The sequence below is a fragment of the Bordetella petrii genome, from assembly GCF_020991325.1.
Taxonomy (GTDB): domain Bacteria; phylum Pseudomonadota; class Gammaproteobacteria; order Burkholderiales; family Burkholderiaceae_B; genus Bordetella_A; species Bordetella_A petrii_E.
The window spans coordinates 1-13,844 of sequence record NZ_JAJMLX010000022.1 but is presented as its reverse complement, the minus strand read 5'-3'; the positions used below and the strand labels follow the sequence as shown (position 1 = coordinate 13,844).

Here is a 13,844-nt window from a genome sequence, read left to right as displayed (position 1 = left end):
GCTGGGCGCGCCGGGCCTATTCAAGGTACAATCCACACAACTTGGGGCCGATCCGGATTCGACGTGGGTCGCGAAGCAACTCAGGGCATGCCGAGCACCAGTTCGCTCGTAAAACCACTGGAAACACTACAAACGCCAACGACGAGCGTTTCGCTCTCGCCGCTTAAGCGGTGAGCCGCTGCACTGATCTGTCCTTGGGTCAGGCGGGGGAAGGCAACTTCCCAGGGGGCAACCCCGAACCGCAGCAGCGACATTTACAAGGAATCGGTCTGCACTGGGGTCACACGGTTCAGGCTTAAATTACGTGAATCGCCCTGGTCCGGCCTGTCGGTTGGCTAAGTCCAGGGTTAAATCCAAATAGGCCGACTACGCATGTAGAACTGGTTGTAGAGGGCTTGCGGACGGGGGTTCAATTCCCCCCGGCTCCACCAATCCAACACCAAGCGATTGATTCGCTTGGTGTGCTGAAACCCATAAATTGGCCTTGGTCAGTTTATGGGTTTTTTTCTGATAGAGCACCCACGATACCCGTATCTGCCAAGCTGCTTATTGCTTCCGGCGCGTAGCCCAGTTCGGCCAAGATTTCCCTGGTGTGCTCGCCCAGCATGGGCGGCGCGCGGCGAACTTCTCGCGCGGCCTTGTTGAAGGAAACCGGATAGGCCACGTGCCTGATTTTTCCGAGCCGGACATGCTCGCTTTCGACGACGATGCCACGGGCCACGACTTGCTCATGCTCGAGCGCCTCAGCAAGCGTGTGCAAGGGAGAAATCGGGACACCGGCTGCACGCAGTCTTTTTATCCATGACTCTGTCGTGTCGCTCAGGAGCCTGGCCTGGACAATATCGCAGGTCGCATCGAAGTTCTTCACGCGATCTGCGTTTGTCTTGAAGCGCGGGTCTTCCATATATTCCACCAGCCCAGCCTCGGCGCAGAATTTTTTCCAGATACGATCATTGCCGACGCCGAGCATGACCTCGCCATTCTGGGTTCTGAAGGCCTGGTAAGGACACAGCGACGGATGGGCCATACCCATGCGCACCGGGACCGCGTTCGAGAACCAGTAGTTGCTGGCCATATACCCCATGAATCCCATGGCCGTATCCAGCAAGGATACTTCCACATAGCAACCTTCGCCCGTGGTGGCGCGATTCATCAGGCCAGCGAGAATGCCCGATGTTGCATGCATACCCGTCCCCAGATCGACTGGAGAGAAACTCACCCTGGCCGCCGGGCCGCCCCTTTGCCCTATCGTGCTGATCATTCCGCTAAAGGCCTGCAGCATGACGTCATAGCCTGGCTCATTGCCCATGGGGCCATCCCGGCCATAGCCAGAAATTTCGCAGTAGACAATCCGGGAATTGATCTGCTTCAGGGACTCGTAGTCCACGCCCAGCTTGCGGGCCGTCCCCGAAGCGAAGCCCTGGATCACCACATCCGACTTTTCCACCAGTTGCCTGATGATCTCCATTCCTTCCGGAGACTTCATGTCCACCGCGATGCCGCGCTTGTTCTGGTTGACCGCCATGAAAGCAGCGGCTTCTCCTTCACGCTGCGGTGTCCAGCTGCGGGTTTCATCGCCGCCACCAGGAGGCTCCACCTTGATGACATCCGCACCCAGGTCACCAAGATACTGGGCGCACAATGGGCCCGCCAGCACCTTGCTCAGATCCAGAACGCGTACTCCTTCCAATGGACGCACGGCATTGTCCCTCGCTTGAAACTGATCCCTTGCCTGCTGCTTTCCGGGCATTCCTAAGCCTTCGGTTCGGGGTGGCGCTTGCGCAACAGATACTTCTGCATGCCCTCCATAACCAGGACATCGTTCTGATTGTGGATGGTAGAGCGCATTACCAGCACCCCCGTGCTGCGGTTGGGTGTCAACTCGGCCACTTCCAGTGAGGGATATAACGTGTCCCCGACATATACCGGGGCAAGGAAACGGCTACTTTGCTCGATGAATGCCTTCAGGGACTCTTCCACAGTGTGCGGGAAGAGGCCCGCGCCGGCAGCCGACTGAATCAGCACCTGGTAGCCATGCGCCAGCATGTGCGGCATGCCATGAGCACGGCAGTACTCCACGTCGTAATGCACCGGGTGATTGTCGCCACTGGCCATCTGAAACGCGGCATAAATCGCATCCGTCATGGTTCTTGACGGAATATTGAAGCGTTCGCCTGTTTTGAAATCTTCAAAATAGCGCTGCTCACACAATGTATGGGACCTCACGGACCTCTCCCTTGGATAAGATGATGTTGCCAGCCGTCAATTCGTGCTCATGTCGGACGACCCGACGACGGCACGCCATTTCTGCATTTCCTCGGCGATGAATTTGTCCAGCGCTTGCGGATCCGGTTTTTCTTCCAGGATCAAGCCCATCTGGTCGGCCTTGGACCGCAGGCCCTCATCATGCAGCGCTTCCTGCAGGCTGGCGCGCAGCTTTTCGATGACCTCACTGTCTGTGCCCGCGGGAACCAACATGGCATTCCAGGTATAGGCCTCGTACCCAGGCAAGACTTCTGCGATGGCAGGAATGTCCGGCACTTGCGGCAGGCGGGTCTTCATGCTGGTGGCTATCAGGCGAACGGTGCCTGCATGAGCCTGCGCCAACCCTGTGGGCGCACTGTCGACCATGAACTGCACATGGCCGCCGATGAGGTCCGCCATGGCCGGAGCGCTGCCTTTGTACGGAATGTGGCGAGCCTTGAAATTGCCGACATGATTCAAGAGCGCTCCACCCAGATGAGGCGCGCTGCCAATTCCGGCCGAACCGTAATCCAGATTCTCGGAGTTCGCTTTCAGGTAATCAACGAACTCTTTCAGGTTCTGCACAGGCATTTTCTTGTTGACCACGAGCACAAGTGGAGCCTTCGCAGCCAGCCCGACAGAGGAAAAATCTTTCACCGGATCAAAGTTGAGTTTTGCGTGCAAGCTTGAATTGACGGCGTGCGCCACCGTCGACATAAGCACCGTATAACCGTCGTTCGGTGCATTCGCGACATAGTCCGTGCCAACGACCGTACCGGCACCTGCCCTGTTCTCCACGATGAAAGTCGTACCGATCTTCTGGCTCCATACGTCGGCAAGAACACGCGCGAATGCGTCCGTCGGGCCACCTGCGGCGTACGGAACGACAAGCTTGACCGGTTTTTCGGGATAGTCCGCCAGGACGGGCAATGCAAAAGCGCCCAGGGCAATTGCAGACAGGATGTTCTTGAGAATGTGCTTCATTGTCTCCCCATATGATGTTAGTGCCGTGGCGGCTGATGTGATAGAGGCCTTCCTTGCCAATATATCGATCGGCGGGAAATGTCGTCCAGTTGAAATATCCTGGCTTATGTTCGAAAATTTCTAATACACTCCGAATTCGCCACGCTCCGGGCAAAGAGATCATAGGTATCCGCATGCGATATGAACTTACAGATATCCGCGTATTTATGGCCATTGCGGATGCCAAGAATCTCACAACAGGTGCGGTAAGCATGCACATGACGGCTCCTTCGGCCAGCTACAGATTAAAGAATCTCGAACGCACCCTTGGAGTTTCTCTTTTTGAAAGAACCGTCAAAGGGATGTCGCTGACATCCGCCGGAGAAGCTGTCTATCGCTATGGCGAAGCAATGCTTGCCCATGCGGATGGCCTGCAGACAGAAATAGCCAAATATCATTCCGACGTCACTGGCCATATACGGGTCTTTGCGAACAGCAGTACGCTGAATGCCTTGCCTGGCCCCGTCAGCCGTTTCCTGGCAAGATTTCCAACGATCAATATCGAACTGGAGGAACATTTAAGCGAGGAAAGCGTGCGTGCCGTCCATGAAGGCATCGCCGATATCGGCCTTGTTGCCAGCGTGACGCATCTTGGCCGGCTCGAAGCCTACGAGTATGCACAAGACGAACTGGTGTTCGTAACGGCGGTGGGGCACCCGCTTGCGGGCCGCAAGCGTATTCCGGTAGATATGGCGCTTGCCCATGAGCTTGTATCCGTAGGCAAGCAAAGCAGCAACTTTCTTTACCTGCAGCAAGTCGCCGGCAATCTGAACAAGCGCATGAACGTGCGGATTCACATGCCGAGCTTCGAAGCCGCGCTCCGATGCGTACAGGCAGGCGCGGGGATCTGCATGGTTCCGCTTTCTCTCGCCCGCGGGTGGAAGGAACGCGGGCTGGTAGGCATAGTAAGGCTGAACGAGCCGTGGGCGAAGCGGAACCAGATGATCGTCATAAGGTCCATGGCGGCATTGCCCGACTATGCACGCGAGTTTGTGCGAACCGTGATGGAAGAGGTTTGAAAAGGATGCCGCAAGGGACATGGAAACCCCTTCCGTAGGCGCCCAGGCACCCCGGAGACAGGCCTCAGTACAGATTACGCTTGTAATCCTGTTCCAACCCCTTGCGCATCAGGCCCGGCACGGACACCATGCCCTTGGCAATCATTGCCCCCAAACCCCGCGCCTTGTTCAATTTGACGTGCGCCGCGAAGATTTCGGCTGGGTCGATGTCGCTGGGCGGTGACACGGCTTCCCAGGGCCGGGCCCGTGCCAGCGCGGCGCTTTCGCGCAGCACCAGCGAAGGCGCCATGAAGGTGGAAACCAGTTTCGGCGCTTTGTCCTGCACGGCGAAGGACTGGCGCAATGCGGGGTCGGCATCGATCTGCACGCCGCCCTGCAGCACGGCCACCCGCGTGCAACCCGGCACCACCAGTACAGCCGCCGCGCTGGGCCGCGCCAGGATATTGCGAAAACTGTCGGTGCGGCGGTTGCCTGGCCGGTCGGCATAGCGGATGCCGCCACCGCACGGCCGCACCAGCATGCCGGCCGGATCGCCCTTGGGGCTGACGTCGGTGTTCAATGCGGTGTCGGCGGTGGCCAGCGCCATATAACGTGCCGCGGCCAGGAACTCCTGCGCATCGCCAGGCGACGGCGTATCGGCGGCCTGCCAGAATTGCGAGCGCAGCAGCGCCTTGGCGCAATGCGCATAACATTCATGCACCGTCACCAGCATGTCTTCGTCCGTGGCGGCCTCTACCCTGCCATTGACGCGCAAGGTTTCACCCAGGCCGGGAATCAGGAACAGCAGGCCCACTCCGCATCCGGCCCGCGCATGTCCCGGGTCGTCCAGCAGCGCGCGCGGCAGGCGCAACTGGTTCGCCGAGGACGCAGTGGCAAAGCCGCGATCGCCGCCCGCGATGGTGATGTCGATGCGCTCGGCATCGCTGAAACCCGCGAAGGCCAGCGGCGACACGGCCACCCATTTCAAGGCCTGGGCGTCCAGGTGGTCGATGACTTTCAGGTTGACCGCAGCCGGCCGCGTGCCCACCTGCGACTCCAGGGCTGCAATGTTCTGGATCACTCCGCCCATTCGTGTGCCTCCTGCCCGCGGATCAGCGGGCGCGCCTGCGCCATGCCCAGGCCACCGCGGCAACCGGCGCCAGTATGGTTATCCAGGACAGTACATCCCAGATGTCGTCGCCCAGCAGGGCCGAGATCAGGCCGATGATGGAAGCCGCCCCCAGCCAGATTGGCACGCGGAAAACCTCGCCAGGCGATTGCGGGTGGTCGGTGCGCACCAGGCGGGATTCGTATCGGTTCATTGCGCAGCCTCGTTGGTATTGGCACGATGCAATGCGTTGGCGGGCTCTACCCGGCCGTCGGCGGGCGCTTTCGCGGCCGCCACCGCCTTCGGTTTGCGCAGCCACAGATACAGGCCGCTGCCCAGTATCACAATGGCGAAGAGGTCCAGTATCGCCCACAGTATCTTCAGGGGCAGGCCGCCATAGTCGCCGAAGTGCAGCGGCTGCGACAGAAACAGGGTCTTCACGTACCAGGGCATGTCACGCGTATCGGTGAGCTTGCCGGTGGTGGCATCGACCAGTGCCGGCTTCAGCAACCGTGCCGTGACGGGCGTGCTGCCCTTCAGGAAGAAGGTGTAGTGGTGCGGGCTGGAGAACATCGTTCCGGGAAAGGCCACCAAGCTGACCGCCATGTCGGGCACCGCGGCGCGGGCGGCGCGGATGGATTCCTCGAGGTGCGCGGGCTGGGTCACGGCAGGCAGGCCCCGGTATGGGGCCGTCATTTCGGCCATCTGGTCCATCTGCCAAAGGCCCAGGATGACGCGGTTCAAGGTATTGATACTGCCCGTCACGCCCACGACTGTCAGCCACACTACCGCCACGATGCCCAGCAGGTTGTGCCAGTCCAGCCATTTGACGCGCGTGCTGCGCTGGGTGCGCAGCGCGCCGAACTTCAGGCGGCGCATGAACGGGTAGTACAGCACCACCCCCGACACAATGGCCACCACCATCAACAGGCCCATGGCGCCCAGGAACAGCATGCCCGGCAGCCCCGCGAACATGTCCGTGTGGAGCTTGAGCATGACATACATGAAGCCTTCATTGGTGGCCGGTTCGTCCAGCACCTGGGCGCTGCGCGAATCGACGATGACGGCATTGTTTTCTTCGGGCGGCGCGTCGATGGCGCTGGCCATGGACACATAGGTAATGTCGGGATGTTCGTCCTGTTCCCAGAACATGTAGCGGATGACCTCGCCCGGGCGGCGCTCCAGCGCGGCCTGCGCAATCCTGTCCAGGCTGGCATTCGGCGTGCCCTCGGGCATGGGCGGCGCCTCGACCACGCCCGACAGGTGTTCGATTTCCTCGTGGAAAATGAGGGGCAGCCCGGTCAGGCAAAGCAGCAGCATGAATACCGTGCAGACCAGGCTGCTCCACTTGTGGATCCAGGACCAAGTTTGCGTAGACATCGCGGCGCCCCTAGAAGCCTATGCTGGCCGACAGCGTGTATGTGCGCGGCGAACCCACGAACAGGTAGCCGGCGGTCGCGGTGCCCCAGTAATCCCTGTCGAACAGGTTCTCCACGTTCAGGCGGAATGTGACCGGCTTGCCGCTGATCTTTGTCTCATAGCGGGCGCCGGCATCGAAGCGGGTCCAGCTCGGAACCGACAGCGTGTTGGCGGCGTCGGCATAGGTGCGGGCGGTATAGACCACACGTCCCATCAGCGTCAGGCCGGGCACGAAGGGGGTATCCCATTCGGCGCCCAGATTGGCTTGCCAGTCGGGCACGCCGATGGCCTTGTTGTCTTTCAGGTCGGGGCTGACGGCCTTGGTGATGACGCCATCGATATAGCTGATGCCGCCCAGCAGCCGCACGCCGCGGCTGATTTCGCCCGCGAACGTCGCTTCGACACCACGGTTGCGCTGTTCGCCGAATACGCCAAACGTATCGCCGGAGATTCCCGAACTGGGCCGGGTCAGCTCGAACAGGCTGATGGTGGCCAGCATGTCGTCGTTGGGGTTGAACTTGGCGCCGATTTCCTTCTGCTTGGACTTGAACGGCGACAGCATCTCGCCGGGATTGCTGATGGCCGCGCTGGTGGGTGCGGTATCGCCCTGGGACAGGCCCTCGACATAGCTGGCATACAGCGACAGATCGGGGCGTATCTTGAACACTACGCCGGCCAGGGGCGTAGTGGCGCGCTCGTCGTAGTAAGGACCGCTGGGTTCGCCCGTCATGAAGTTGTAGCTCTGGCCTGCCACCTGCTGCCGGCGCACGCCCAGGGTCAGCTGCAGCTGGTCCTGCATGAACGACAGGGTGTCCGCCAAAGCATAGCTGGTCAGCTTGGTGCGCTGGTATCGTCGCAGAGGGTTGTCGATGCCGGACGTGGACGGGGTATCGAATACGTCGCCAGAATAAATATTGGACATCCCACCCGGATAGCCCGTGTAGAAACCCAGCCGCTGGTCCTGGTCCAGCTTGGTGTAGCTGAACGCTACACTGTGGCGTACCGGCCCGGTGGAGAACTTGCCGCGCAGCCCGGCTTCGGTGGACTTGCTGTCCACCGTCATACGTTGCCAGCCGCCGAAGTAGGAGTAGTCTCCCTGCGTGTTCAGCAGCACGGGATTGCCGGCGAAGGCATCCCAGTTCAGCTTGCGCTGGCCATAGCCAGCGTAAGCGGTAAGGTTGTCAGTCAGGTCGTACTCGACCTTGAACACACCGGAGCCATTGCGTCCGTCGCTCCAGCCCAGGCCGGGATAGGGATTATTGTTGCTGGGCGCCTCGGGAATGGCGGTGAGCGTCGGGCTTAGCTGGAACTGGCGCACCACGTTATCGATGCGTTCTTTTTGCCACAGCAGGTCCAGCGAGGCACGCAACGATTCCCCACGATAGTCCAGCGCCACGGACCCCAGGCTTTCGCGCGTGGACTGGTCCTTGATCGGCGTATCGCCGTCGCGCATCATGGCATTGACGCGGATGCCGAAGGCGTTGTCGGGCCCGAAGCGGCGGCCGATATCCGCATGTACCCCGAACACCGAATCCGATGACACGCTGCCAGTGAGGCGGGTAATGGGCTCGTCGGTCGCGCGCTTGGGCACGAGATTGACGACCCCGCCCACGCTGCCGCCCGGCGTCATGCCGAACAGCGCCGCCGACGGCCCCTTGATGATTTCCACACGTTCCAATGTCTCGACGGGCGCGCGCCAGAACGGGGCCAGGCCGAACATGCCGTTCAGCGCAAAATCGCCGGAAGGCACGTTGAACCCGCGGATCGTCAGGTCTTCGTTGATGTTGGATCGCGCGCTGCTCATCCGTACCGAAGGATCCAGGGTGGCCACGTCGGCCACCGAACGAGCTTGCACGTTCTCCATGGTTTGGGCGGTGTAGCTGGTGACGCTGAAGGGCGTGTCCATGATGGACGTATTGCCCAGGATGCCCAGGCGGGCGCCCGCGCCGATCTGGCCGCCCGCGATGGGCGGCGGGGCTTCGCCCATGGCCTCTTGGGCCCCCGACACAGTAATGGCGGGCAACGAGGTTACGTTGGCCGCAGCCGGATCCGTGGCTTGCGCCGCTGCAGCGGCGGCGTAGAACGCCGCGCTGCTTGCCAGTGCCCGCTTGACGACCACGGTGACACGTTTTCTTGCCCCTGCCCGCTCTTCAGATGCCTTGTGCATCATGAGCTCCATCTTCTAATTTGGAAAAACACGCATGATAATCATTATTATTCAATAATGGTATCGGGTTTTGCCGGATCAGACGATGGAAATGGCCGGCACTTGCGCAAATCTGCAACAAGCCCGGCCAATTCTTACGAAAAACTGAATTTCCTTGGTTCAAAACCTCCAGGTTGCCTTCACCGAGCCTCCCGAGCTGCGGGTCTGGTCAGAGATGACGCCGTCGTACTGCAGTCGCACGTCGAAACCGCGGCGGCTGGCCAGTTCGACACCTATCGATGCATGACCGAATACGCGCCCTGTCTCCAGGGTGGTCTTGAAATCCCGGCTGCCGGCCGGCGCCGCGGCGAGCTGGGCGCGGGTGTCCCATTTGTCCGTGCTGGCCAGCGATACGCCCACGTTCGCGAAGGGGCGGGCGGTGAGGCCGTTCTTTAGATCGAAACGCCCTCCCACTTCGACACCCGGGGTCAGTAGCGCGGTCAGTTTGTCGGCGCTGTCGACTCGCAGATCCAGGGGCCCTGCCCCGTGCTCGTCATAGGACGGCATGCGCGTATAGATCAGGTCCAGATTGGCATAGGGCTTGATGTAAGCCTTGTCGGTCGCATGGGTATAGGATGCGCGCAATTGCTGGCCGATCGACCAGACCTTCGAATCGCTCTTGGCTTGCGCGCCGGTCAACCCGATGCGGCGCTTGTTATCGTACTGGCCGAAGCTGCCGTAGGTGGCGCCCGAGAACGTCCAGGGCCCGGCCTCGTACTTGAGCACGGCACCCAGGTAGCCCGTATCGCCCTCGGTGTGCATGCGGCTGTCGCCCGAACGGATCGTGCTGTTTTCGTAGGCGGCCGACAAACCCGCCACCCAATTCGGCGCGATGCGCTTCTGGGTGCCCAGCTGATAAGACATGGATCGCGCCCGCGTCGAGGAAGTGCCGCGTCCGGCGTCCAGGTGAGTGGTCTTGTCCACAATGCGGCCCCACACGCAGTCGCCTTCGGTGGTCTGCGCGCTGGCGCCATTGAACCAGGGGCAACTGAACAGGGAATCCGCGAATCCTTTCATGGATCCAGTCGCCAGCGCGGCTGGCGCGGCCGACAAGCCGGTCGAAAGATCGCTCAAGGCCGACGAATAGCGCGACGCGCCGCCGCCGGCGGCCTGGTCGAGCTGGGCATAAAGAGAGCCCAGTTCCTCGGTGCCGCCGCGATCCCAGATGTCTTGCAGATGGTCGCCGACAGCTTGCAGGTTGGAGCCCACGCCGTAGCTGTCCGACACGGCACCGAAGTGCGCGCCATTCACGGACACGGCGGCCGACCGATCCGTATAGCGAGTGTTGAAGTCGAACAGCGAGGACGCGCCGCCCACGCTTGCTTCCGGCGCCAGGCTGCCGGCTTGCAGAAAAACCAGTTCGCGGTTCGGCATCAGCGTTACCGCGTCGATCTGTACGCGCCCATCCAGCCGCGCCGCGCCGTCCACGGTAAGCATGTCGGCGCGCCTGCCGGAGAAGTCTGTACTGACATGCAATACCCCGGCTTCGCGCTGGTTGAAGTCATGCGTCACATGCATGGCGTCGATGCTGGATTGCGAGCCGACCAGTACGCTGCCGTCATTGAACACCGTGCCCTTGATGAACTTGGCATTGAGCAAGGTACCGGCATTGTTCACGGCGCCGACGGTGTCGCCGTTTGACTCGCCCAGGTCCAACGAGCCGGAAATGGCACCGGTGCCGGAAACCGTTGCGTTCGTAATCCCATGGCCCGTCTGCTGGACGGCCAGGTTCGCCACGAGCAGACCGCCGACCGTGACACTATTGTTGGTCGTACCGCCATCGAGCCAGAGGCCAATGGCGGTCGGATCCCAGTTCATCTGCTGGACCCAGCCGTTGATCGTCAGAGAAATCGGCGATGCCTGGGACGTATTGCCGTCGCTTTGCGCAAAAACCCCGACCGCGTTGCTGCCGTATGTCCATATGGCGCCGCCCGACTGGGTGAAGGTGATGCTGCCGGCCTTGCTGCCCCCGCCTTGCGAATGGTCGTACAGCGATCCGGCGAAGCTGCCCTGGCTCGTGCCGCCCAGGCCGCCGCCGTCGGCGATCGACTGCATGATGACGCCGTAGCTATTGTCGCCGTTCACCACGATATTCGAACTGCCCACGTCCAGGGTAATGTCGCCACCCTCGGCGTGCGCCGTCTGTGAATTGGCCTGGCCACCGCCCTGCCATCCCATTTCCAACGGAAACCCGGGGTCGCCCGCTATTCCGCCGCCGCCGCCGATGGACTGCAGCACGATGCCGTGCGCCGCGGACCCTGTCGTCGAGATGCTGCTGGGCGTGGAATTGCTTCCCTGGGAGCCCGCAACGGCGTTCAAGGTCATGTTGATGTCCGCGCCGGATGCATCGTACGAATTACTCTGCTGTGAACTGTCGATGGTCGCGCTGCTGACGTTGGCCGCCTGGCCCGCATATGCGATTCCGCCGCCGCCACCGATGGACTGGGCAACGAAACCATAGGCGCCATGCCCGTTCGTCGTCGCCAGCACCACGCTGTCCACGTTGATGGTCCCGCCGCCGCTGTCGGCGCCGGCCCCGCCGCCGCCCAGGTTCAGGACGAATCCGTCGCCTTCGAGCGAGGCACTGTTGCTGGCGCCCGCGCTGGCGGCACCGCCCCCGCCGCCGATCGATTGCAGGACGATGGCGTGCGAGCCGGTGCCTTGCGTCCAGGCGCCGATCAGGCTACCCGCGGCATTCATGTTGACGGTGCCGCCCTTGCCTCCGGCGCCGCCCTTGCCGCCCACGCCGATCAGTAGCGACGGCGTGTCTATGGTCTTGTAGGTGACGTCGGCCGAGCCATCGGCGGCCTGGCCGCCACCGCCGCCGACGGATTGGGCCAGCAAGCCGTAGGCAACATTGCCATGGGTCGTCAACTGGCCCGTGGCCGCCTGGGTGCCGGCCGAATTGGCGGTGCCCAGCATGTTCAAGTCGATCTCACCGCCGTCGCCGCCATCGCCGCCCTGGCCGCCCACGGCGATCGACAGACCGGCGTCGCCCTTGGCGCCCTTGGCGGTCGACGTCCCGCCCACTCCACCGCCGCCGCCGATGGATTGCACCACCATGGCATCGGCAAGATCGCCCTGGGTCGTGGTGTTGCCGGTGTAGTTCACCGTGACTTTCCCGCCGTTGCCGCCGCCGCCGCCTTTCCCGCCGACGCCGATCGACAGTGAATAGGAGCCGAGATCGGTATCGTCCGACGGAGGATCGCCTCCGGGCTCGTCCGGATCGTAGTCGGGATAGGAGGTAGGCCCGGCCGAGGCATCCGAGCCGGCAGAGCCACCCAGTCCGCCGCCGCCGCCGATGGACTGCAGCAAGATGCCGTCGGCGTCATCGCCCGACGTCTTGATGGTACCGGCGTCGGTCAGCGTCACTGTGCCGCCGTCGCCGCCAGCGCCGCCATCTTCGCCCACGGACACGCTGACGGACGCGGTGAGACTGGTCGTGGCTTCGCCTCCTCCGCCACCGCCGGTGGACAGGGGAGCCCCGACATCCACGGTTGCACCCTGTGAAGCCCCGCCGCCGCCACCCACCGACTGCAGCAACACGCCACGGGATCCCGAGCCGAAGGTGGTAAGCGCGGTCCCCTGGGCCAGCGTGGCCTGCAATTGTCCGCCCGCGCCGCCGGCCTTGCCTTTGGCACCCACGCCGACATCCACCGTATAGGCCGAACCCTTGGACAGGCCGCCGCTGCCGCTGCTGCCTATTCCCCCATTACCGCCGCCCCCGCCGATGGATTGCCCCATCAGCGCGTTGGAATAGTCGCCATGCGTCGCGATCTGGGCCTGATCATCGAGCGTCAGGTCGACCAGCCCGGCGTCGCCGGTCACGCCGCCGCTGCCGCCCACCGAGACATCGACATTGACCGCGATGCTGACATCGGGAACGGTGAACGTGCGGCTCATGGCTTTCGAGTCGCCGCCATTGCCGCCGCCACCGCCGATGGACTGCGCCAGCACGCCATGCGAGCCCTGGCCATTGGTACGCACCAGGCTGTTGCCCGACAGTGTCACGTCCACTTCCTTGCCGCTGCCGCCGTCGCCGCCCGATGCGCCTACCGACACCGCCGAACCGATCGCGAAGAACGTCTCGCCGTCGCCGACGGGCAACGCTACGCTGCGCGCCGCGGCACTGCCGCCGGTACCCCCGCCGCCCCCGATAGACTGGGCCAGTATTCCATAAGAATCGGTCTGGTTCACCTGCGAGCCCGACGGGTTGGAAGGTGCCTGGCCAGGCACCAGTCCGGCCGTATTGATCTGCGTATCGTCCAGCGTCACGGAAACGTGGTCGGCGTCGCCGCCCCCGCCGCCGCTGCCCCCCACCGCCACGCCCACGCTGAATCCGAGATTGACGCCTGCCGTCTGAGCGGCGCCATTGGTTTGCAGGCTCGCCCCCGAGGTCTGGACCGTTACCGTGCCGGCGTACCCGCCGTCGCCGGCCGAGCCGCCGATCGCCAGAGAAATGAGATCGAGCAGGGCCACATTGGTGGCGGACCCGCCACTGCCGCCGCCACCGCCGATCGACTGCGCCAGCAGGCCCGTGGCGCCCGCGCCCTGGGTGGTCACCGTGCCGTTGTTGTTGATGTTCGCGACCACAGTACCGCCATCTCCGCCATTGCCGCCGTTTCCTCCGATGGCCGGCGTGGGCAGCGCCGTCGTCAGCGCAAAGGCGTCCCCGCCGTTGCCGCCGCCACCACCGATGGATTGGGCGACGACGCCGTAGGCGTAATTGCCCGAGGTCTTCTGCGTGCCGTTCGCGTTCACCGTGACCGCCCCACCGTCGCCGCCCGTACCGGCCGAGCCGCCAACGGACAGCAGGCCCGCCGCCGAGGCCGCGCTGCCTGTTCGA

The 13,844-nt window shown here is 62.9% G+C and carries 9 protein-coding genes and 1 other RNA gene; 2 read left to right on the top strand and 8 right to left on the bottom strand.

Going from position 1 to position 13,844, the window contains the following annotated elements:
* The first annotated feature begins 43 nt into the window (after positions 1–43).
* Positions 44–431: a transfer-messenger RNA gene (gene ssrA / locus LPZ50_RS04190) on the top strand.
* A gap of 62 nt (positions 432–493) precedes the next feature.
* Here the strand turns inward: ssrA and LPZ50_RS04185 are convergent.
* Genes LPZ50_RS04185 through LPZ50_RS04175 form a run of 3 tightly spaced genes read right to left on the bottom strand, consistent with a single transcriptional unit; the run spans position 494 to position 3,228 of the window.
* The gene (locus tag LPZ50_RS04185; protein ID WP_268903198.1) at positions 494–1,750 is read right to left on the bottom strand and encodes a CaiB/BaiF CoA transferase family protein; all 1,257 of its coding nucleotides are present in this window, start codon (positions 1,748–1,750) and stop codon (positions 494–496) included.
* Between the two features lie 2 nt (positions 1,751–1,752).
* The gene (locus LPZ50_RS04180) at positions 1,753–2,226 is read right to left on the bottom strand and encodes a MaoC family dehydratase (RefSeq protein WP_230657928.1); all 474 of its coding nucleotides are present in this window, start codon (positions 2,224–2,226) and stop codon (positions 1,753–1,755) included.
* A gap of 36 nt (positions 2,227–2,262) precedes the next feature.
* Entirely contained in the window at positions 2,263–3,228 is a 966-nt protein-coding gene (locus LPZ50_RS04175) for a Bug family tripartite tricarboxylate transporter substrate binding protein (RefSeq protein ID WP_230657925.1), read from the bottom strand.
* 173 nt (positions 3,229–3,401) lie between these two features.
* On the opposite strand from LPZ50_RS04175, the gene LPZ50_RS04170 reads away from it, so the two are divergent.
* Positions 3,402–4,286 carry a LysR family transcriptional regulator gene (locus LPZ50_RS04170; RefSeq protein ID WP_230657921.1) on the top strand — a complete coding sequence of 295 codons (885 nt, stop codon included), beginning with the start codon at positions 3,402–3,404 and terminating at the stop codon, positions 4,284–4,286.
* Positions 4,287–4,350: 64 nt separating this feature from the next.
* Here LPZ50_RS04170 and LPZ50_RS04165 read toward each other — a convergent pair whose 3' ends face one another.
* The 5 genes from LPZ50_RS04165 to LPZ50_RS04145 form a co-directional block, all read right to left on the bottom strand.
* On the bottom strand, positions 4,351–5,355 hold the full coding sequence (locus LPZ50_RS04165) for a pyridoxamine 5'-phosphate oxidase family protein (protein ID WP_230657918.1): 1,005 nt from the start codon (positions 5,353–5,355) through the stop codon (positions 4,351–4,353).
* Positions 5,356–5,377: 22 nt separating this feature from the next.
* Entirely contained in the window at positions 5,378–5,587 is a 210-nt protein-coding gene (locus tag LPZ50_RS04160) for a hypothetical protein (RefSeq protein ID WP_230657916.1), read from the bottom strand.
* Positions 5,584–6,753 (bottom strand): PepSY-associated TM helix domain-containing protein, encoded by a 1,170-nt coding sequence (locus LPZ50_RS04155; RefSeq protein WP_230657913.1) that lies wholly within the window; start codon positions 6,751–6,753, stop codon positions 5,584–5,586. The genes LPZ50_RS04160 and LPZ50_RS04155 overlap by 4 nt, the downstream gene beginning before the upstream one ends.
* 10 nt (positions 6,754–6,763) lie before the next feature.
* Positions 6,764–8,962, bottom strand: coding sequence for a TonB-dependent receptor (locus LPZ50_RS04150; RefSeq protein WP_230657910.1), 2,199 nt, complete (start codon positions 8,960–8,962; stop codon positions 6,764–6,766).
* A gap of 156 nt (positions 8,963–9,118) precedes the next feature.
* On the bottom strand, positions 9,119–13,844 hold a 4,726-nt coding region (locus tag LPZ50_RS04145; RefSeq protein WP_230657908.1), incomplete at its 5' end, for an autotransporter outer membrane beta-barrel domain-containing protein.